We start from the raw sequence: 19856 nt of genomic DNA on the forward strand, positions 1-19856 counted from the left end.
GCGACTCATGGTTGTGTCGCAATCGTTTAGCTCTTCCGCTGTAAGGTGCACTTACGTCAAGTCATGTGAACTTCGCCATGTGTTGGTCGTTTTTTGACCCAAATGCGAACAGTGTTCGTGCTTAGCCCACCGTCAACGATGATGGGTTGGCAAAACTGATACAGACCAAACCCTTCATCAAAACGGCAAGGCGCGTGTGTTGCGCTTTGTTATCGCCTTGTTCGCTTACAAACATGGAGACGGCTTAGCCTGGTGAATGAAATGAAGAAGAAAGACATGACAACAAGAGTCGTGCTGGCAGCATTCGTTGCTGCGGCGGGCGCCACAGCGACACACGCACAGGAGGCCTGCAGCGTCTATGCCGTGCAGCCCGGCGACACGCTGAGCGTTATTGCCCGCGAGGCCTATGGCAGCATCAGCTTTCAGGAGATTTGGGATGCGAACCGCAATGTGATTGGCGCCAACCCGAATATCATTTCGGTTGGCATGCAATTGTCTTTGCCATGTGCGGACGGCTCTTTGCCTGGGTCCGGTACGGTTCAGGCAAGTGTTGCAACACCTGTTCCAGAAGTGACGGCCGCCGAGACAAAGACAATCCGTCTCGTCACCGGGACCGGCTATCCGCCTTACACGGATGAAGGGCTCGAAGGCGGCGGCGTCTACACACAGCTTGTGCGTGCTGCAATGGACACGATGGAACCGCGCTATAAGACCGAGATCATTTTTGTGAATGATTGGGGCTCGCATCTAGAAACGCTTCTGCCTGCGCGTGCTTTTGATGGCGCCTTCCCATGGCTGCGCCCAAATTGCGAGGCGCCAGAAACCTTGACCGAAAACTCAAAGTTTCGGTGTGACGGTTTCCTGCATTCAGATCCGTTCTATGAGATCATCACAGGTCTTGCGACCCGCAGCGACGATGCGCTCGCAACCACGACCGACGCCGCTGACTTTGCTGGCAAATCGCTATGCCTGCCGTCCGATTACTCAGATGTCGGCCCAACCAGCCTTGGCCTTGGGCGCGACGCAATGAACTACGTGCAGCCTGCAAATCCTGACGATTGCTTTACTGCGCTTATGGCCGGTGAGGTTGATGCTGTCGCATTGGTGACTGCACAATCGGAAGACATCGCCCAACGTATGGGAATTGCAGAGCAGGTTGCGATCAACCCGCACCTGACAAGTGCCGACGTGCTTGCCGTGTTTGTTGATAAGAATAATCCTGATGCTGCTGAGATCATCAGCGCGCTCAACGAAGGTCTGGAGAACATCCGCGAATCCGGCGAATGGTTCCAAACAGTTCGCGCAGGCTTCTCGGCTTACTACAACCAGTAATCCTGTCTGAAAGGCACCGAAATGACCCGGTTGCGGCGAAGCAGCCGGGTTTTTCTTTGTTGTGATTATTTTGCATTTGTTCATATAATGTTCTTGCTCCGGGGTGGCAGATAATTCTCGCGCTGCTATCTGAAGACGGAGTTGTCCCTGGGGGTTGGAATGGCAGAGCTCAAAAACATTGAGGTACGCGGCGCGCGTGAACATAACCTCAAGGATATCGACGTTGATGTTCCGCGTGATCAGCTTGTAGTGATCACAGGCTTGTCGGGGTCGGGCAAGTCCTCGCTCGCCTTTGATACGATCTATGCCGAAGGGCAGCGCCGCTATGTTGAGTCGCTCAGCGCTTATGCCCGCCAGTTCCTTGATATGATGGAAAAGCCGGATGTGGACCATATCAGCGGTCTCAGCCCGGCGATTTCCATTGAGCAGAAGACGACGTCGAAGAACCCGCGTTCGACGGTGGGCACGATCACCGAGATTTACGACTATCTGCGCTTGCTCTTTGCCCGCGCGGGCACGCCCTACAGCCCCGCGACCGGTCTGCCCATTGAGGCGCAACAGGTGCAGGACATGGTGGATCGTGTGATGGATATGGAAGAGGGGACGCGGGGCTATCTGCTCGCCCCCATCATCCGCGACCGCAAGGGCGAGTATCGCAAGGAGTTTCTGGAACTGCGCAAGCAGGGCTTTCAGCGGGTCAAGGTGGATGGGCAGTTCTATGAGCTCGACGAGCCGCCGACGCTCGACAAGAAGTTCCGTCATGACATTGATGTTGTCGTTGATCGGATTGTTGTGAAGGAGGGGCTGGAGACCCGCTTGGCTGACAGTTTCCGCACAGCACTTGATCTGGCCGATGGGATTGCGGTTTTGGAGACCGCCCCAAAAGAGGGTGATCCGGAGCGGATCACTTTCTCCGAGAATTTCGCCTGCCCTGAATCCGGTTTCACGATCCCGGAGATCGAACCACGTCTCTTTTCCTTCAACGCACCCTTTGGTGCCTGCCCGTCCTGTGACGGGTTGGGCGTTGAGCTGTTTTTCGATGAACAGCTTGTTGTTCCTGATGTGACGCTCAAGATCGCCGATGGCGCGCTGGCTCCGTGGCGCAAGGGCAAATCCCCGTATTTCCTGCAGACTATCGAGGCGATTGCGAAGCATTACGGCTTCAACAAAAACGCCCGCTGGAAGGATCTGGATCCGAAGATCCAGCAGGTGTTCCTCTATGGCTCTGGCGAGGACGAGATCAAGTTTCGGTATGATGAAGGTGGCCGCGTCTATCAGGTAGAACGGGCCTTTGAAGGCGTAATGCCCAATATGGAGCGCCGCTATCGCGAGACCGATAGCAACTGGATCCGCGAAGAGTTCGAGAATTACCAGAACAACCGCAATTGCGGCACTTGTGATGGCTATCGGCTGCGGCAAGAGGCGCTGGCGGTCAAGATCGGAGCACCCGACGACCTGCTCCATATCGGGCAGGTGGTGCAGATGTCGATCAAGGAGGCCTATGATTGGTGCCTGACCGTTCCTGACAATCTGACCAAGCAAAAGAATGAGATCGCGCATGCGATCCTGAAGGAAATTCGCGAGCGGTTGGGCTTTCTGAATAATGTCGGGCTGGAGTATCTGACTTTGTCCCGTAACTCGGGCACCCTGTCTGGCGGTGAAAGCCAGCGGATCAGGTTGGCATCTCAGATCGGCTCTGGCCTGCAGGGCGTGCTTTATGTGCTCGATGAGCCGTCAATCGGGCTGCACCAACGCGACAATGACCGCCTGCTGACGACGCTGAAGAATCTGCGCGATCAGGGCAATACGGTGATCGTTGTCGAACATGATGAAGAGGCGATCCGCGAGGCGGACTACGTCTTTGACATTGGCCCTGGCGCGGGTGTCCATGGCGGGCAAGTGGTGGCCAAAGGCACGCCGCAAGAGATCATGACGGCCGAAGGGTCCGTTACCGGTGAGTACCTGGTCGGCACGCGCGAGATCGCGGTGCCCACCAAGCGCCGCAAAGGCAAGGGCAAGAAGCTGACCGTGGTCAAGGCGACGGGGAACAACTTGCAGAATGTCACGGCTGATTTCCCGCTGGGCAAATTCGTCTGTGTGACCGGTGTGTCCGGTGGCGGCAAATCAACCCTGACGATTGAGACATTGTTCAAGAATGCCTCAGTGAAGCTCAACGGCGCGCGGCAGACGCCTGCACCCTGCGAGACGATTAAAGGATTCGAGCATCTGGACAAGGTGATCGACATCGACCAACGCCCCATCGGGCGCACGCCCCGGTCGAACCCGGCGACCTATACCGGTGCCTTTACCCCGATCCGCGATTGGTTTGCGGGCATGCCTGAGGCGAAGGCGCGGGGCTACAAACCGGGTCGCTTCAGCTTTAACGTCAAGGGCGGACGGTGTGAGGCCTGTCAGGGTGATGGCGTCATCAAGATAGAGATGCACTTTCTGCCGGATGTCTATGTGACCTGCGAGACCTGTAAGGGCGCGCGCTACAACCGCGAGACTTTGGAGATCAAATTCAAGGGCAAGTCCATCGCGGATGTCCTTGATATGACGGTGGAGGATGCGCAGGAGTTCTTTTCCGCCGTCCCGTCAATCCGCGAAAAGATGGATGCGCTGATGCGTGTGGGGCTCGGCTACATCAAGGTCGGACAGCAGGCGACGACACTTTCTGGCGGCGAGGCGCAGCGGGTGAAGCTGTCGAAAGAACTCTCAAAACGCTCCACGGGCCGGACGCTTTATATTCTCGATGAACCCACGACGGGTCTGCATTTCGAAGACGTCCGTAAGCTCTTGGAAGTGCTGCATGAATTGGTTGATCAAGGCAATTCGGTGATCGTGATCGAACACAATCTGGACGTCGTGAAAACCGCTGACCACATCATCGATATCGGCCCAGAGGGCGGTGATGGCGGCGGGCGGATCGTGGCGACGGGCACACCAGAGCAGGTGGCCGAGGTCGCGGAAAGCCATACTGGCCGCTATCTGAAAGAGATGCTGGCACCAAAATCAGTTGCTGCCGAATAAATTCCGAGGCCGCTCTCAATTCGCTTTGTGCTTTGATCGTGCTTGTGATTTGTAAACCCTATCGTGACGAGCAGGGAAGACACTCATGTCGGCGCAAGACGAAGACCTCAAGAAAATGAAAGATGCAAAAGATGCCAATCTGCTGGGGCAATTGGCATCTGCGGCGCGGTCAGTTGGGACCAGCCCGATTACCCTTGGTCTTGATTTCCGAAGGTTGAGCAAGGGGCGCGGCAAGCTGACAATCGGTGAATATCTCCGCTACGGCCTCTATGATCGCGCCAAATGGACTGAGGATGAGCGTAGTCGATTTGTGTCGTCATCACAGCACTGGCCTATGGTGGAGCATTGCATCGACCATCAATGGTGGGCAGTCACTGAAGACAAGTGGGTTTCTTCGCTCGTACTGGATCAGGCGGATATGCCCACACCGCGCCTTCTGGCGGTCTTTGATAATGGCCCGCGGGTTTATCCCAAGATACAGCGTCTTGCGAATGCCGCCGATTTGGAAGCATTTCTGAAAGGCTGCGACAGCTTCCCGATTTTTGCCAAAGCCACCTCCGGCGTGGCGAGCGCAGGCGCTCTGAAAATCACTGGTGTGACCGACACGCATGTCGAGATTGTTGGACGGGAACCCGCCACATTCGCCGAGGTGGCTGACACCCTGTTTGGCAACGACCACTACATCATTCAGAAGTTCCTGAAGCCGCACGCGTTTTTTGACGGTCTGACTGAGGCGATGGCGACGATCCGTTGTCTCAACCTGATTGATGAAAACGGGGTGACGGTCCCTTACACGGCGTTGAAATTGCCTGGTCCGGATAGCTTCGCCGACAACTTTTGGCGCGACGGCAACATGGTGGGCGACGTAGACCCCGAAACAGGTGAAATTCGCAGTCTTGTGCGCAACGACAATGGCGATTTGACCCGATTGACCGAGCATCCTGTAGATGGCCGCGCCGTGATCGGTGAAACATTGCCCGACTGGGATGAGATGATGCGCATCAATAAGGAGGTTGCGCTGATCCATGCGCCCAACCGCTTTGCCTCCACTGATATGGCGTTGACCCGCGATGGCCCTGTTGTGGTCGAGGTCAACAATGGCTGCGCGTTTGAGCTGATCCAGATCGCCACGGGACGTGGATTGCTGACAGATGATATGATTGCATTTTTTCGCAAGAACGGGGTGAAGATTTAGGTCCCCGTGCCGAAGCATTGGATGGCAGAGACGCGGCGTCATTTTTCGAGATAAACGCGAAACGGTCAGATTGCCGCATTCCAGAGCGTGACGGGCGGCATATGTCACGTCCAACAGAATTGCAATGGAAAGTGCGCTCACCAAATGCCCAAAGAGACCTACCCCGACCGCTCGCTTTTGACCCGTATTCTTTTTCGTGTGCCCGTCTTGGGCCGCATGTTGCGCGAGGTCTATTACGGCGACAGCGACAACATTTATTACTTTCTTTTCAGCATCTTGGCGCTGTGGTTTCTCGCTGTTCTCGCGTGGGGTTACCCGGCCCTGATTGTCCCAATGATGCTGGTTGTGCCGGCGATGTTTGTGGTCCTGGTGATGCTGACGGTGGGCCAGTAGTGTCTTAGCTTCTGCCGCGCTTCTCAAAGCGCGGCAGCATTGCCGAGAAATCGCGGCCCGTCCCATCTTCCCGCTCGACGAATTCCGCATAAAGATCGCGAGCGGCTTGTCCCATGGGCGTATCCGCATCCGCCGCCTGTGCCGCCATCTGGCTCAGGTTGAGGTCCTTTAACATCAGATCGGCGGCGAAGCCCGGTTGGTAGTCGTTGTCAGCAGGGCTTTGCGGCCCGATGCCGGGTGCAGGGCAATAGGCGTTCATGGTCCATGAATAGCCCGACGATGTGCTGACGACGTCGAACATGGCCTGCCGGTCAAGGCCCAGCTTGTCGGCGAGAACGAAGGCTTCGCAGGTCGCAATCATGGTCACACCAAGGATCATATTGTTGCAGATCTTGGCGGCCTGTCCATTTCCCGCTGGCCCGCAATGCACGGCCTTCTGGCCCATGATGTCGAAGAGCGGTTTGACCCGCGCAAAGGCCTCGTCCGCGCCACCGGCCATGAATGTCAGTGTGCCAGCTTGGGCTCCGCCGATCCCCCCCGAGACTGGGGCATCAATGGCCATCAGGTTGTGGGCCTCCGCCTGTGCCGCGACGGCGCGGGCGCTTTCCACATCAACTGTCGAGCAATCGAGGTGGATCGCGCCTTTCGCCATCGCCGGGTGGATGTCGGCAGCCACGGCGCGCAGAATATCACCGTTAGGCAGCATGGTGATCACAATATCGGCGCCCGCGGCAGCCTCAGCCGCATTCGCGGCTATCACAATGCCATCCGGCCGGACGACCGTGTCGAAGCCAACCACCTCATGTTCTTTGGCCAAATTGGCAGCCATGGGCGCGCCCATATTACCTAGCCCGACAAAGCCAATTTTCATGTGTCGTCCTCCCATTGCAGCGCGTTCTCACCCAAGGATGCCGTCATGGCCGTGACTTGCTCATCGGTGACGGGCTGCCATTTTGCTTGTTTGTCCCGGTCGATGATGGCGGCGCGGATGCCCTCGATAAAGTCACCTTGCGCTACGCAACGGTAGGTATAGCGGAACTCACGGTCGAGCGCGGTTTTGATGTCGGGATTTTCGCGAACGGCGACGAGGATCCGACGGCAAGTGGCCATGGCGAGGGGTGCGTTACGGGCCATGAGTTTGTTGGCGCGTTGGGCGGCTTCGCTGTCCGCTTCATCTTTGAAGTATGCATCGATATCTGTCTGCCAGCCCGCGAGACGGCTGTCTGGGGCAGGGTGGCTTGGTATGTCTGCTGCGCCGGTTTCGGCGAGGCGCACTTTCAAAGCCTCCCATTCTTCCTGCGGCACATAGTGATCGGCAAAGCCAGCATAGATCGCGTCGCCTGCATCCATGCGGTCACCGGTAAGGCCCAGATACTCGCCGCAATGGCCCGGCGCCTTTGCCAGAATGAGCGAGCCGCCAACGTCGGGCACCAACCCGATTGAGCATTCGGGCATCGCGATTTGGCTGTTTTCGCAGACAATCCGATGTGAGCCGTGGCAGCCCACCCCAACGCCGCCGCCCATGGTGAAGCCGTGCAAGAAAGTCACAACGGGCTTTGGGTACGCATGGATCTTTGCATTCAGCCGGTATTCGTCGCGCCAGAAGTTGCGGCCATAGTCGAGGTCTCCGCGCTGGCCTGCCGCATACATCTCGGCGATATCGCCGCCCGAGCAAAAGGCACGCTCGCCCGCGCCATCGATCATGATCAGCACGATATCGGGGTCGTTCCGCCACCCGTCGAGCGCCTTTTCGATCTCAAGACACATCTCCCATGTCAGCGCGTTCAATGCCTGTGGGCGGTTGAGGGTGATGTGGCCTGCCTTGCCGTATTGGCGGATCAGAATATCGGGCATCTGTGCTATTGGATGAGGTGGCGCGCGGTGATGAGCCGCATGATTTCGTTGGTTCCTTCGAGAATCTGATGGACCCGCAGGTCCCGCACGATCTTTTCGATCCCGTAATCGGCGAGATAGCCGTAGCCACCATGGAGTTGCAGGCACCCATCAGCAACCCGGCTGCCGACCTCGGTGACCTGCTTCTTGGCCATCGCGCAGAACTTCGTGGCATCGGGTGCGCCAGTGTCGAGCTTCCAGGCGGCCTGGCGCAGGAAGGTGCGGGCGGCTTGCAGGTCAATCTCCATATCCGCGAGCCGAAATTGCAGCCCCTGAAACTGGTCAATTGATTTGCCGAACGCCTTGCGTTCTTTCATGTAGGCCAGTGTCTGATCCAGCGCGGCTTGCGCTGCACCCAGCGAACAGGCGGCGATGTTCAGACGCCCGCCATCGAGCCCCGCCATGGCGTATTTGAATCCCTGACCCTCTTCACCCAACAGGTTGTGAGCGGGCGCCTTGCAGGCATCCATCTGGACCTGCCGCGTTGGCTGTGACCGCCAGCCCATCTTGTCCTCCAACCCCCCGTAGCTCAGCCCGTCGGCGCCTTCTTCGACAAGAATTGCGCTGATGCCCTTTGGCCCAGCATCACCCGTCCGCGCCATCACGATATAGGCGTCCGAATAGCCACCGCCCGAAATGAACGCCTTCGTGCCGGTCAGTTCGTAGCCTTCGTTCGTACGCACGGCTTTGGTCTTGAGCGCAGCGGCATCTGAGCCGGAGCCGGGTTCGGTCAAGCAGTAGCTGAGGATCGTCTCCATCGTCAGAGCTTTTGGGAGCAGACGGGCCTTCAACGTATCTGACCCGCGGGCGTCGATCATGTAAGCGCACATGTTATGGATCGACAGGAACGCGGCGACTGAGGCGCAAGATTGCGAAAGGGCCTCGAAAACCAGCGTGGCATCAAGCCGTGAGAGGCCCGAACCGCCCATATCCTCACTGACATACAGCCCGCCAAAACCCAGCTCGGCCAGTTTGGGCCAAAGGTCCTTGGGGATCGTGCCTTCGGCCTCCCAATTCCGCGCATGAGGGGCGATATGCTCGGCACCAAAGGCTTGCGCCATGTCGAATATCGCGACCTGTTCTTCGGTCAGGGCAAAGTCCATGATGCCTCCCACAGCATGAATTGAACGCTCGTTTAATTCATGCGCTGCTTTGCGGGATTTGGCAAGTGCGGCCTATTCCATGACTGGGATCGAGAACTCGCCGCCTTCCTTGATGCCCGACGGCCAACGCGATGTGATTGTCTTGGTGCGCGTGTAGAATTTGAACGCGTCAGGCCCGTGCTGGTTGAGGTCGCCAAACATGCTCTTCTTCCAGCCGCCGAAGGTATGATAGGCGAGCGGGACGGGGATCGGCACGTTGACCCCGACCATGCCGATATTGATCCGGTTGGCGAAGTCGCGGGCGGTATCGCCATCGCGGGTAAAGATCGCGGTGCCGTTGCCGTATTCGTGATGCATCGCTAGACCAAGCGCCTCTTCATAGCTTTGCGCCCGCACGGTCGAGAGGACCGGGCCGAAGATTTCTGTTGTGTAGATGTCCATGTCCGGCTTGACGTGGTCGAAGAGGTGGGCGCCGACGAAGAAGCCGTCTTCATAGCCCTGTAGCTTGAAATCACGGCCATCCACAACGAGCTTCGCGCCCTGATCGATGCCCGTCTGGACGAGGCGTTCGATATTGGCCTTTGCGGCAGCGGTCACCACCGGGCCATAGTCGACGTCATTGCCAGACGTATAGGGCCCAACCTTCAGCGCCTCGACCCGTGGCACCAGCTTCTCAATCAAACGGTCTGCGGTTTCGTCGCCCACTGGCACGGCGACGGAAATCGCCATGCAGCGTTCACCGGCCGCCCCATAGCCTGCGCCGACAAGCGCATCGGCGGCCTGATCCATATCCGCGTCGGGCATGATGATCATGTGGTTCTTCGCGCCGCCGAAACACTGCACCCTTTTGCCGTTCGCGCAGCCGCGTCCATAGATGTATTCGGCAATGGGGGTCGAGCCGACAAAGCCGATGGACTGGATCACGTCATGATCGAGGATCGCATCCACGGCCTCTTTGTCGCCATTCACGACCTGCAGGATGCCCTTTGGCAGCCCCGCTTCTTCCATCAGTTCAGCCAGCATCAGGGGGACGGAGGGGTCACGCTCGGATGGTTTGAGGATGAATGCATTGCCGCAGACGATGGCGGGCGCAAACATCCACATCGGGATCATCGCAGGGAAGTTGAATGGGGTGATCCCGGCGGTCACGCCAAGGGGCTGTTTCATCGAATACATGTCGATGCCGGGGCCGGCTGAGTCCGTATACTCGCCTTTCAGCATTTGCGGCGCAGCGATGCAGTATTCCACGACTTCAAGCCCGCGGATCACGTCGCCCTTGGCATCGGGGAGTGTCTTGCCATGTTCACGGCTCAGCGCCTCGGCCAGTTTGTCCATGTCGCGGTGCAGAAGCTGCACGAAGGCCATCATGACGCGGGCCCGGCGTTGCGGGTTCACGGCGGCCCATGCCGGTTGCACCTCTTGCGCGATGGACACGGCCTTGGCCAGTTCGTCGGCACCGGCAAGGGGGACCTTGGCCTGCACTTCGCCGGTCGCCGGGTTCATCACATCCGCGAAACGTCCTGATGTGCCTTTGACATGTGCGCCGCCGATATAATGGGTGAGTTCTTGCATTTGGTCCTCCGCGATCTTTGCGCCGACTATAGGGGGGAGTGTCGCAGGGTAAAGAGCCATGCTTGACAGAGAGAGGTTTGATTTGAGACGCTGAAATACCGCAGCGACACAAAGGAGCGCATGATGATCGTATCACAGATGCTGAAGACCAAGGACAATCCCGGGGTTGTATCCGTAAAGCCTTCGGACCCGGTCACCGATGCGGTCAAGCTCTTGTCAGCGAAGCGTATCGGCACGGTTGTGGTCTCGGGTGATGGTGAAGCGCTTGATGGCATCCTGTCGGAACGCGATATTGTCCGCGAATTGGGCAAGCGCGGGCCGAGTTGCCTGAGCGAGCCGGTGAGCAGCATGATGACCTCTGCCCTGACAACCTGTACGCCATCCGACACCGCCCTTGAGGTGCTGGAGGTCATGACAAACGGCCGGTTCCGCCATTTGCCCGTCATGGAAGACGGCAAGATGATCGGCCTGATCTCTATTGGCGATGCGGTCAAGGGCAGGCTTGCGCAATTGGCGATGGAGAAGGATGCCCTCGAAGGCATGATCATGGGGCATTAGGCCGCTTGCATTCCGTCCCGCAATATTGTTGCGTGCGCGCAGAGATGAGTTGAGACGAGGGCGGCCATGCGCGTAGGACTTTACCCCGGAACCTTTGATCCGGTCACGCTTGGGCACACGGATATTATCCGCAGGGCTTGTTCCTTGGTCGATCGGCTGGTGATCGGTGTTGCGATCAACCGCGATAAGGGACCGATGTTTTCGCTGGAAGAGCGTGTAGCGATGGTCGAGGCCGAGGCAGCCCCTTTGAGCGCGGCCACGGGCTGCGAAATTGTTGCCCATCCCTTTGAAAACCTGCTGATCGACTGTGCCCGTGATGTGCAGGCGCAGGTTATCATTCGTGGTCTGCGCGCTGTGGCGGACTTTGAATACGAGTTTCAGATGGTTGGGATGAACCGCAAGTTGGACGACACGATTGAAACGGTGTTTCTGATGGCCGAGGCAGAGCATCAGGCGATTGCGTCAAAGCTTGTGAAGGAAATCGCCCGTCTTGGCGGCGATGTCTCCAAATTTGTCGCACCTGCGGTCAATGAGGCGTTGCGCGCGCGGTTCGACGGTTGAACTGGCTTTGGATGTTTGTCGGGACCTATCTGCTTTATGCAACGATCATGGTGCTGGCGCATCCGCGCTGTATCTATCCGTTTGGGCCAGATGCGTTTGACGCACCGGAGTTCCGGCAGGAGGTTGTAACCGAGCGCGACGTGGCGCTCGCCATTCATGAAGGCACGACCGACGAAGCCGTTCTGTTCTTCATGGGCAATGGCGGGGCGCTTGCCTATTTCACCTACACGCTGAATGCACATGTGACGGCGGAAAGGCACCTTTATGCAGTCGAATATCCGGGCGGCGGCGGCATTCCCGGCACGCCGTCAGAGGTAGGACTGAAGGCCGACGCGCTTGCCGCCTATGACTGGATTGCGGCGCGGCATGACGGGCCCATTGTCGTGCACGGCTATTCGATGGGGACCGGACTTGCGCAATATGTGGCGGCCAGGCGTGAGGTTTCGGCCATCATTCTGGATGCACCTTTCGTGAAGATGTGCACGCTGATGACACGCGCATCCTGGCTGCCGGCGTGCTGGCTGCCCTTCGTGCAGAAATGGAATTCTGCGGCCTTGATACCCGAGATCTCCGCTCCGGTTTTGATCCAGCATGGACAGGACGATCAAATGATCGCACTCGCTGTGGGCCGACAGCTTGCCGATCTGATGGAAGAGGCGGACATTTCAGTGACATTTCATGCTGTGCCGGAGGCGAACCACAACAATCTCGCCGGTGTGCCAGGCTATCGCGACCGGATTGACGCTTTCCTGTCCGACGCCCTGAAGTAACAAAGCCGCCCCCGAAGGCGCGGCTGTTTTTCACATATTTGGCAGCTACTTAGCCGTAGATCGCCTTGTTGGCCACTTTGGCGGCGTCTTCGCGGAACATGCCCAGATCGATGGCAGTCTCGATGGGCATATTGCGCAGTTCGCGCTTCAAGCGGCTATAGGCGACACGCTTTTCAAATGCGGCGAATACGGTGTTCAGTACAGTCATGGCGTGCTCCTTTCCAAAGTCATCGCTTGTTGTCTCGACCCATCATTTAGTCATGCTGCACCGCAGAACAATTGACCTTTAGCGCTAACCGATATGCACGGCATGCATGGCAATTTTTCAATTCTGCACGAAAAAAGGCCGATCCCTGCGGACCGGCCCTTGCTTGCGGAGATAGGGATGTCTAGATCAATTTGCCCATCGCAACAGCGGTATCGGCCATCCTGTTCGAAAAACCCCATTCGTTGTCATACCACGACAGGATGCGCACCATGTTGCCGTCCAGAACCTTGGTCTGGTCCAGATGGAAGATGGACGAATGCGGGTCATGGTTGAAATCGGAACTGACCATGGGCAGGTCGGTATAGGCCAGCACCTCGGCCATGTCGCCATCGGCAGCTGCGATGACGGCGGCGTTGATTTCTTCGACTGATGTTGCACGCGACGCTTCGAATGTCAGGTCAACAACCGAGACATTGGGTGTGGGCACGCGAATGGCGACCCCGTCAAGCTTGCCGTTCAATTCGGGTAGCACCAGACCCACAGCCTTCGCCGCGCCGGTTGAAGTCGGGATCATTGACAATGCAGCAGCACGAGCGCGGTACAGATCCTTGTGCATAGTGTCCAGTGTAGGCTGGTCGCCTGTGTAGGAGTGGATAGTGGTCATGAAGCCTTTGGTGATGCCCACCGCATCGTTCAGCACTTTCGCGACCGGCGACAGGCAATTGGTCGTGCAGGACGCGTTTGAAACGATAAGGTCTTCGCTGGTCAGCACATGATCGTTCACACCGTAAACAATTGTTTTGTCAGCATTCTTGCCAGGGGCCGAGATCAGGACACGGCTTGAACCATTGTCCAGATGGGCCTGACACGCCTCTTTACTGGTAAAGATGCCGGTACATTCCAGAACGACGTCAACATCCGCCCAAGGCAGTTCCGCCGGGTTGCGGATGGCGGTCACTTCCATCGGCCCGCGGCCCACATCAATCGTGGATTCGGTTGTTGTCACGCTGCCGGGGAAGCGACCGTGGACCGAGTCAAAGCGCAGGAGGTGTGCGTTCGTTTCAACCGGGCCAAGGTCGTTGATCGCCACGACCTCAATATCCGTGCGTCCGCTTTCAACAATCGCGCGTAGTACATTGCGGCCAATGCGGCCAAATCCGTTAATTGCGACTTTGACGGCCATTCCATGTCCTCCTACGGCACTATGTTGGCGCTAACATTGCGATTTACGCCAAAAGGTCAACGCCAAATGGCGATGTACTCGATCAGATCGAGGAGTTTTCGCGTAAGAAAAGTGGTCATATCCGATTCAAATTGGGTGTAATCCACTGCGAAAAACGCAAGGATGATCAGCCCCAAAAGGATGGCAGTGGTATTGGTCATGATGCCCGTCTAGCGAGCCGGGAACCGAATGGCAAAGGCAATGTCTGCCTAGGATAAACAGCGCTAGTGCAGACGGCCCATCGTCGCGGCAACGTCGGCCATACGCGCCGAAAAGCCCCATTCATTGTCATACCAGGCGAGCACACGGACCGTTTTGCCACCCACAACCTTGGTCTGGTCAGGGGCAAAGATGCAGCTTTGTGTGGTGTGGTTGAAATCGATGCTGACCTTGGCCTCACCATCATAGGCCATGACCATGCCCATATAGCCGGCCGCCGCTTCGGCCACGACTGCGTTGACGTCGGCGGCGCTGACGGATTTGCTCGCCTCGAATGTCAGATCCACGGCGCTGACATTGGGGGTGGGGACGCGGATGGCGGTACCATCGAGCTTGCCCGAGAGTTCTGGCAGCACCTCACCCAAAGCTTTGGCGGCTCCGGTCGATGTGGGGATCATGGCCATCGCGGCAGAGCGTGCGCGGTAGAGGTCTTTGTGCCGCCGGTCGAGCGTCGGCTGGTCGCCGGTATAGGAGTGGATCGTCGTCATGATCCCGCGTTCGATGCCAATCGCATTGTTCAGGACCTTGGCCAAGGGGGCGAGGCAATTGGTCGTGCAGGACCCGTTTGAGACCAGACGCTCCGTCGCGGCCAGATCGCGGTGGTTGACGCCGTAGACGACGGTGCGGTCGACGTTTTTGGCAGGCGCGGAGATCAGAACCTTTTTCGCGCCCCGTTCCAGATGCACCGCGGATTTTTCGCCATCATTGAACTTGCCGGTGCATTCGAGGACCACATCGACACCGTCCCAGTCAAGCTCTGCCGGTTCATAGCTCGACATCACGTTGATCGGCCCGCGCCCCAGATCGAGTGTGTTGCCATCGACCGTCACAGGGTGGCCGAAACGGCCATGGACGCTGTCATATTTGAGAAGATGAGCGTTTGTCTCAATCGGGCCGGTCGCGTTGATTTTGACAACCTGCACATCGTTGCGCGCGGCCTCGGTGATATGCGCCAGCGTGCAGCGCCCGATGCGCCCAAATCCGTTGATCCCGATTGTGACTGTCATTGCGCGCCTCTATCGCCGGTTGCCATATGTCAGCTATAGGGCTGTGTGCCTTTGCATGCCAAGGCGAAAAGCGCATGGTTTCCAGCATGTTAGCGTTAAACTTGCCTGATGGCGCTAACGGTTTTCGCTAACACTTATTCGAACCGTTCACGCAACTCGCTCAAGGTAAAGCTTTGGGGGATGAAACCTGAATTTGCAGGGTCGTTTTGAGGATCCGAGATCACACAACCTGCGCTGCAAAGCTGGCGTGCAATCTGGTCCGAATAATCGACCAGCCAGATTCGCCCGCCGGGTGTGCTGATATAGCCGTCGATCCCGGCCTCAAAATCGCTGGTGACGTCATCAACAGACGGCACCTCGTTGTCATACTCAGCCGAGAAGCTGCCATGCGTATGATAAGACGCAATGACGTCGGCATCAGGCGCAGGCAGGTCACAATAATCTTCCGCTCCGCGATTGGCAGGCGTTGCGGCCAGACGGCCATCCTCTGTTTCGAAGATGTAGCCGCAATATTCGCGGCTTTCGGCAATCGATCGTGTTTGCAGATCGTTCAAAACGGATGTGGCAAACTGATTGACGTCATCGGTGTTCGCGATAATGTGCGGCGTGTCCTCGGTACAGCTGACAAGGGCAACACCGCCGATCAATGCAACCGCAATGCCGTATTTGAGATATGTCATCGCGGTCGCTTTCATGACTTACTTCAGAAGGGATTTTACTTTATCCGCCGTGGCCTCGGCGGTGATCCCGAACTCTTCAAAGAGCTTCGCGGCAGGTGCCGAAGCGCCAAAGCCATGCATGCCGATAAAGCCTGACTTTTCACGCTTGCCGCGTTCGCCGAAAAGCCAGCGGTCCCAGCCAAAGCGGATGCCAGCCTCGATTGCAACACGCACAGGGCCGCCCGGGAGCACGCGTTTGCGATAGGCTTCGTCCTGTTCTTCGAAAAGCTCCCAGCAGGGCATGGATACAACGCGCGTCCCGATACCTTCAGCCTGGAGCAAGTCGCGCGCGGCGAGGGCGACGCTGACTTCGGAGCCGGTGGCGAGCAGGATCGCTTGCCGTTTGCCCTCTGCATCCGCTAGCACGTAGCCGCCTTGGGCGGTCAGATTCTTGGTCTTGTGTTCGGTTCGCACTGTCGGCAGGCCCTGACGGGTCAGACTCAGCACAGTTGGTGTTTTCTCTGATGTAAGCGCCAGTTCCCAAGCCTCGGCCGTTTCCACCGTATCTGCGGGGCGGATGACATTCATGTTGGGCGTGGCGCGGAGCATCGCAAGATGTTCGATGGGCTGGTGCGTCGGCCCGTCTTCGCCAAGGCCGATGCTGTCATGGGTCATCACGTAGGTGACCGGTACGCCCATCAGGGCAGAGAGCCGCATCGCGCCGCGCGCATAATCGGTAAAGCACATGAAGGTGCCGCCATAAGGTTTCGCACCGCCATGCAGCGCCATGCCATTCATCGCCGCCGCCATGCCGTGTTCGCGCACACCGTAATAGATGTAACGGCCCTTGCGGGTATCGGGATGGAAGACGCCCAGATCGCTGGTCTTGGTGTTGTTGGAGCCGGTGAGGTCGGCGGAACCGCCGATGGTTTCCTTCATCACCGGATTGACGACGTCCAGCACCATTTCCGAAGATTTGCGGGTGGCGACCTTTGGCTGGTCCGCGCTGACCTGCTTTTTCAGCGCACGGATGACAGCGCTGAGTTTCTTGGGCGCTTCACCTGCATAGGTGCGATTGAACTCGGTCTGTTTGTTATCCGAGAGCGTGGCAAAGCGGGCTTCCCACTCCTTGCGGGTGGCTTCGCCACGCGCGCCGATGGCTTCCCATTGCTTCTTGACCTCTGGGTCGACTTCGAAATCGCCCATGGGGGCGCCGTAAGCCTCTTTCGCGGCTTTCAACTGATCCGCGTCGGTCAGCGCGCCGTGGCCCTTGGAGGTGTCCTGTGCCGCGTGGCCCAAGGCGATATGGGTCTTGCAGGCGATCATCGACGGGCGGGGGTCTTTTTTCGCTGCCACGATGGCCGCGTCGATGGCTTCGGGGTCGTGCCCGTCAATGGCCTGGACGTGCCAGCCTGCGGCCTCGAAACGTGCGGTCTGGTCAGTGATGTCGGCCATATCGACCGTGCCATCGATGGTGATGTTGTTGTTGTCGAAGAAAACAATCAGGTGGCCGAGTTTTTGCATGCCAGCGAGACCTATGGCCTCGTGGCTGACGCCTTCCATCAGGCAGCCGTCACCGGCCATCACATAGGTGTAATGGTCGATGATCTTTTTGCCCCATGTGGCGCGCTGGATTTCCTCGGCAATCGCGAAACCCACCGAATTGGCGATGCCTTGGCCGAGGGGACCTGTTGTGGTTTCAATCCCGCGCGCATGGCCGTATTCGGGGTGCCCGGCAGTGCGCGCGCCCCATTGGCGGAAATCCTTGATCTGATCGAGCGGCATGTCTTCATAGCCGGTCAGATACATCAGGGAATAGAGCAGCATTGAGCCGTGGCCTGCGGACAGGATAAACCGGTCGCGGTCTGGCCAATCGGGCGTTTTCGGGTCGAAGTTCAGATGTTTCTCAAAAAGGACCGTGGCGACATCGGCCATCCCCATTGGCATGCCGGAATGGCCGGAATTCGCGGCGGCAACAGCGTCCAGCGTGAGCGTGCGAATGGCGGTCGCCTTTTTCCAATGGTCAGGATGGGCGGAGCGGAGAGCGGCAATATCCAAGAGATCTGGTCCTGTTACTAAGTGATCCACGATTGGTTGCCCCGCGTCATATCAGGGTCCATCCCAAGTTCAAGCGCGGCGGCTAAGTCGTTCATTTGGCTGCGATTGCCTGATTTGCGGGGGGCGGGTGGATCGCTTAGGCTAAGGGCCAACAGGCGCGATTCGGCCGATGCCGGATCAGACAGGTGGCGGCGCGCGGGCGTCGTGTTTTTAAGAGAGCCGGAAGAAGCCGGGCTTTTGAAAGGACGGGCGGATGAGTGATATCAGTGAGTTGGAAGGCCGGATTACGGCCGCGCTGGACCGGATCAGGCGCGGCGTGGAGGCGCAAGGGTCTGGTGGGGACGCTGATCTGCAGACGGCTCTGGATGAAGAACGCGCGGCGAATGCGGCATTCGAAGAACGGGTGCAGCTGTTGAAGGAGCGTCAGGACGGGCAAGTGGCTGCACTGACGGACCAGGTTGCGACGCAAAAGGCGCAGATGCAGGCGCTCGATACGGAGTTGCAGCGGCTGCGGGCGGCGACTGCGCAGATGCGTGAGGTGAATACGCAGTTGCGGCAGGCGGTGACCGAGGGGCTGGCCCCGGAACTGGTTGATGCGGCGGTGGCAGCTGAGATTGAAGCGCTTGAGGCGCAACGGGCGGCGGATGTAGCGGAGATCACGGCGATCCTGGCCGAGTTGAAACCATTGGTGGAGGAGGGTGCCCATGCCGCAGGTTGAGATTGCGATCGGTGGCCGCAAGTTCGAGGTGGCCTGCCAGGATGGGGAAGAGCATTTCCTGCATTCGGCGGCAGCAATGCTGGATACCGAGGCGGCACATCTGTCCGAACAGATAGGGCGTCTGCCGGAATCGCGGATGTTGCTGATGGCGGGCCTGATGCTCGCCGACAAGACCGCCGGTTTGCAGGACAAAGTGCGCGAGGCGGAGGCGGAGGCCGCGAAATTGCGTGCGGAGCTTGAGACGGTACAAGGCCAGCCTGTGCCTGCGCCGGAGCGGGTCGAAGTGCCCGTTGTTCCCGCAGATGTGACCGACACGCTGGCAGAGATTGCGGCCCGCGCCGAAGCGCTGGCCGATCAGGTGGAAGGCGCTGCCGCACCCTGACGCGTCATCAAAATTCTAGAACCTTGATGTGCGCCGCGCTTTAGGCGTTGGCTTCGCGGATTTTGTCGGCGGCATCCTTGTCAAAGCTGACGCCGTTTTCTGCGAAAAGTGTGTCCAACTCGCCCGACAGCGTCATTTCAGTGATGATGTCGCAGCCCCCGACAAATTCGCCCTTCACATAAAGCTGGGGAATTGTGGGCCAGTCGGAATAGTCCTTGATGCCTTGGCGGATGTCATCGTCGGCCAGCACGTTGATGTCGTGATACTCGACCCCCATGAAGTTCAGCACACCCGCCACGCGGGACGAGAACCCGCATTGCGGCATGGATTTCGTGCCCTTCATGAAAAGGACAACGTCATTGTCGGTGACGGTTTCTTTGATCTGGTCCTGGGCTGTCATTTCTTTCGATCCATTTTGCTGGGTGCGAAAAACTTCGCATAACTCTGAGGGTCTCTGGGCGCATGCCATGTGCGCGATTCTGTCGTGTCGTTGCCTGGGGAATAATTGGCGTGCATCAAATGATGCCCTTGTCCGGGGTTGCTGCCGCGATTCTGCGTCGGAGCATTGCGCCGCCGTTTGTCGCCGAGGACAATCGCCGCGGCACCAATGATAAATGCAACTATACTCGTAAGCAGTATCCCCATCTCAAAGCTCATTCTGGCGCCTTTGTTGTCAGGGCCAGAGCGTGTAATTCGCCGCTATCGATTTTCGGTTTTACGACGGCCATCACAGCGCGTTGTTGTTGGACGCGGTTCATGCCACGGAAGCTTTCATCGACGACCATGCCTTGGAAATGCGCGCCATCGTCACCCTCGATTTGAATCGTGGCGTTGGGAAAGCTCTCGCGCAGGAGCGTTTCGATTTCGTGGGCGGTGATGGGCATGCGGGTCCTCTTTCGTTGCGCTTAAGCTAAGTCCGCTTGTGCGTGTGGACAAGTGCGGAGCCTCCGGCGGGAGTATTTTTGGCGAGATGATA

22 protein-coding genes are annotated in these 19856 nt (G+C 58.1%); 9 read left to right on the forward strand and 13 right to left on the reverse strand.

Annotated features, from left to right (window positions below; genetic code table 11):
• The first annotated feature begins 276 nt into the window (after positions 1–276).
• The 4 genes from SLH49_RS11965 to SLH49_RS11980 all read left to right on the forward strand — a co-directional run bounded on the left by SLH49_RS11965 (position 277) and on the right by SLH49_RS11980 (position 5950).
• Positions 277–1332 (forward strand): LysM peptidoglycan-binding domain-containing protein, encoded by a 1056-nt coding sequence (locus SLH49_RS11965; RefSeq protein ID WP_320269369.1) that lies wholly within the window; start codon positions 277–279, stop codon positions 1330–1332.
• A gap of 159 nt (positions 1333–1491) precedes the next feature.
• Complete coding sequence (gene uvrA / locus SLH49_RS11970) at positions 1492–4362, forward strand: excinuclease ABC subunit UvrA (RefSeq protein WP_320269370.1); 2871 nt, start codon at positions 1492–1494, stop codon at positions 4360–4362.
• A gap of 85 nt (positions 4363–4447) precedes the next feature.
• Positions 4448–5557: a sugar-transfer associated ATP-grasp domain-containing protein gene (locus SLH49_RS11975; RefSeq protein ID WP_320269371.1), complete on the forward strand. Its 1110-nt coding sequence runs from the start codon at positions 4448–4450 to the stop codon at positions 5555–5557.
• Positions 5558–5701: 144 nt separating this feature from the next.
• Positions 5702–5950: a hypothetical protein gene (locus SLH49_RS11980; protein WP_320269372.1), complete on the forward strand. Its 249-nt coding sequence runs from the start codon at positions 5702–5704 to the stop codon at positions 5948–5950.
• Between the two features lie 4 nt (positions 5951–5954).
• Here SLH49_RS11980 and mmsB read toward each other — a convergent pair whose 3' ends face one another.
• The 4 genes from mmsB to SLH49_RS12000 all read right to left on the reverse strand — a co-directional run bounded on the left by mmsB (position 5955) and on the right by SLH49_RS12000 (position 10518).
• Positions 5955–6821 carry a 3-hydroxyisobutyrate dehydrogenase gene (gene mmsB / locus SLH49_RS11985; RefSeq protein WP_320269373.1) on the reverse strand — a complete coding sequence of 289 codons (867 nt, stop codon included), beginning with the start codon at positions 6819–6821 and terminating at the stop codon, positions 5955–5957.
• Entirely contained in the window at positions 6818–7804 is a 987-nt protein-coding gene (locus SLH49_RS11990; RefSeq protein WP_320269374.1) for an enoyl-CoA hydratase/isomerase family protein, read from the reverse strand. The genes mmsB and SLH49_RS11990 overlap by 4 nt, the downstream gene beginning before the upstream one ends.
• 5 nt (positions 7805–7809) lie before the next feature.
• Positions 7810–8946: an acyl-CoA dehydrogenase family protein gene (locus tag SLH49_RS11995; protein WP_320269375.1), complete on the reverse strand. Its 1137-nt coding sequence runs from the start codon at positions 8944–8946 to the stop codon at positions 7810–7812.
• A 72-nt stretch (positions 8947–9018) separates the two neighbouring features.
• A complete protein-coding gene (locus tag SLH49_RS12000) occupies positions 9019–10518 on the reverse strand; it encodes a CoA-acylating methylmalonate-semialdehyde dehydrogenase (protein ID WP_320269376.1) in 1500 nt (499 codons plus the stop codon).
• Between the two features lie 123 nt (positions 10519–10641).
• Between SLH49_RS12000 and SLH49_RS12005 the strand changes: the two genes are divergently transcribed.
• The 3 genes from SLH49_RS12005 (at position 10642) to SLH49_RS12015 (ending at position 12407) form a co-directional block, all read left to right on the forward strand.
• The gene (locus SLH49_RS12005; RefSeq protein ID WP_320240063.1) at positions 10642–11076 is read left to right on the forward strand and encodes a CBS domain-containing protein; all 435 of its coding nucleotides are present in this window, start codon (positions 10642–10644) and stop codon (positions 11074–11076) included.
• 66 nt (positions 11077–11142) lie between these two features.
• Entirely contained in the window at positions 11143–11637 is a 495-nt protein-coding gene (gene coaD, locus SLH49_RS12010) for a pantetheine-phosphate adenylyltransferase (RefSeq protein ID WP_320269377.1), read from the forward strand.
• Positions 11634–12407 (forward strand): alpha/beta hydrolase, encoded by a 774-nt coding sequence (locus SLH49_RS12015; RefSeq protein WP_320269378.1) that lies wholly within the window; start codon positions 11634–11636, stop codon positions 12405–12407. The genes coaD and SLH49_RS12015 overlap by 4 nt, the downstream gene beginning before the upstream one ends.
• Positions 12408–12456: 49 nt before the next feature.
• Here SLH49_RS12015 and SLH49_RS12020 read toward each other — a convergent pair whose 3' ends face one another.
• From SLH49_RS12020 to tkt, 6 genes are all read right to left on the reverse strand, one after another.
• Positions 12457–12615 carry a hypothetical protein gene (locus tag SLH49_RS12020; protein ID WP_320269379.1) on the reverse strand — a complete coding sequence of 53 codons (159 nt, stop codon included), beginning with the start codon at positions 12613–12615 and terminating at the stop codon, positions 12457–12459.
• Positions 12616–12796: 181 nt separating this feature from the next.
• A complete protein-coding gene (gene gap / locus SLH49_RS12025) occupies positions 12797–13798 on the reverse strand; it encodes a type I glyceraldehyde-3-phosphate dehydrogenase (protein ID WP_320269380.1) in 1002 nt (333 codons plus the stop codon).
• Between the two features lie 56 nt (positions 13799–13854).
• Positions 13855–13998: a hypothetical protein gene (locus tag SLH49_RS12030; RefSeq protein ID WP_320269381.1), complete on the reverse strand. Its 144-nt coding sequence runs from the start codon at positions 13996–13998 to the stop codon at positions 13855–13857.
• Positions 13999–14061: 63 nt separating this feature from the next.
• Complete coding sequence (gene gap / locus SLH49_RS12035; protein ID WP_320269382.1) at positions 14062–15063, reverse strand: type I glyceraldehyde-3-phosphate dehydrogenase; 1002 nt, start codon at positions 15061–15063, stop codon at positions 14062–14064.
• Positions 15064–15197: 134 nt separating this feature from the next.
• Positions 15198–15743 (reverse strand): DUF4329 domain-containing protein, encoded by a 546-nt coding sequence (locus SLH49_RS12040; protein ID WP_320269383.1) that lies wholly within the window; start codon positions 15741–15743, stop codon positions 15198–15200.
• 18 nt (positions 15744–15761) lie between these two features.
• Positions 15762–17780, reverse strand: a complete 2019-nt coding sequence (gene tkt / locus SLH49_RS12045; protein WP_320269384.1) for a transketolase — start codon at positions 17778–17780, stop codon at positions 15762–15764.
• Positions 17781–18033: 253 nt separating this feature from the next.
• Between tkt and SLH49_RS12050 the strand changes: the two genes are divergently transcribed.
• Together SLH49_RS12050 and SLH49_RS12055 are read left to right on the forward strand one after the other, a co-directional pair.
• Complete coding sequence (locus tag SLH49_RS12050; protein WP_320269385.1) at positions 18034–18498, forward strand: hypothetical protein; 465 nt, start codon at positions 18034–18036, stop codon at positions 18496–18498.
• Positions 18485–18880, forward strand: a complete 396-nt coding sequence (locus SLH49_RS12055) for a cell division protein ZapA (protein ID WP_320269386.1) — start codon at positions 18485–18487, stop codon at positions 18878–18880. The genes SLH49_RS12050 and SLH49_RS12055 overlap by 14 nt, the downstream gene beginning before the upstream one ends.
• 40 nt (positions 18881–18920) lie before the next feature.
• Here SLH49_RS12055 and grxD read toward each other — a convergent pair whose 3' ends face one another.
• The 3 genes from grxD to SLH49_RS12070 are packed head-to-tail and all read right to left on the reverse strand — an operon-like array spanning position 18921 to position 19764.
• On the reverse strand, positions 18921–19280 hold the full coding sequence (grxD, locus tag SLH49_RS12060; RefSeq protein WP_320269387.1) for a Grx4 family monothiol glutaredoxin: 360 nt from the start codon (positions 19278–19280) through the stop codon (positions 18921–18923).
• On the reverse strand, positions 19277–19537 hold the full coding sequence (locus SLH49_RS12065; RefSeq protein ID WP_320269388.1) for a hypothetical protein: 261 nt from the start codon (positions 19535–19537) through the stop codon (positions 19277–19279). Before SLH49_RS12065 ends, grxD begins: the two co-directional genes overlap by 4 nt.
• Positions 19534–19764 carry a BolA/IbaG family iron-sulfur metabolism protein gene (locus SLH49_RS12070; RefSeq protein WP_320269389.1) on the reverse strand — a complete coding sequence of 77 codons (231 nt, stop codon included), beginning with the start codon at positions 19762–19764 and terminating at the stop codon, positions 19534–19536. The genes SLH49_RS12065 and SLH49_RS12070 overlap by 4 nt, the downstream gene beginning before the upstream one ends.
• Positions 19765–19856 lie beyond the last annotated feature (92 nt).

It is taken from the genome of Cognatiyoonia sp. IB215446 (assembly GCF_033963825.1).
Classification (GTDB): domain Bacteria; phylum Pseudomonadota; class Alphaproteobacteria; order Rhodobacterales; family Rhodobacteraceae; genus Yoonia.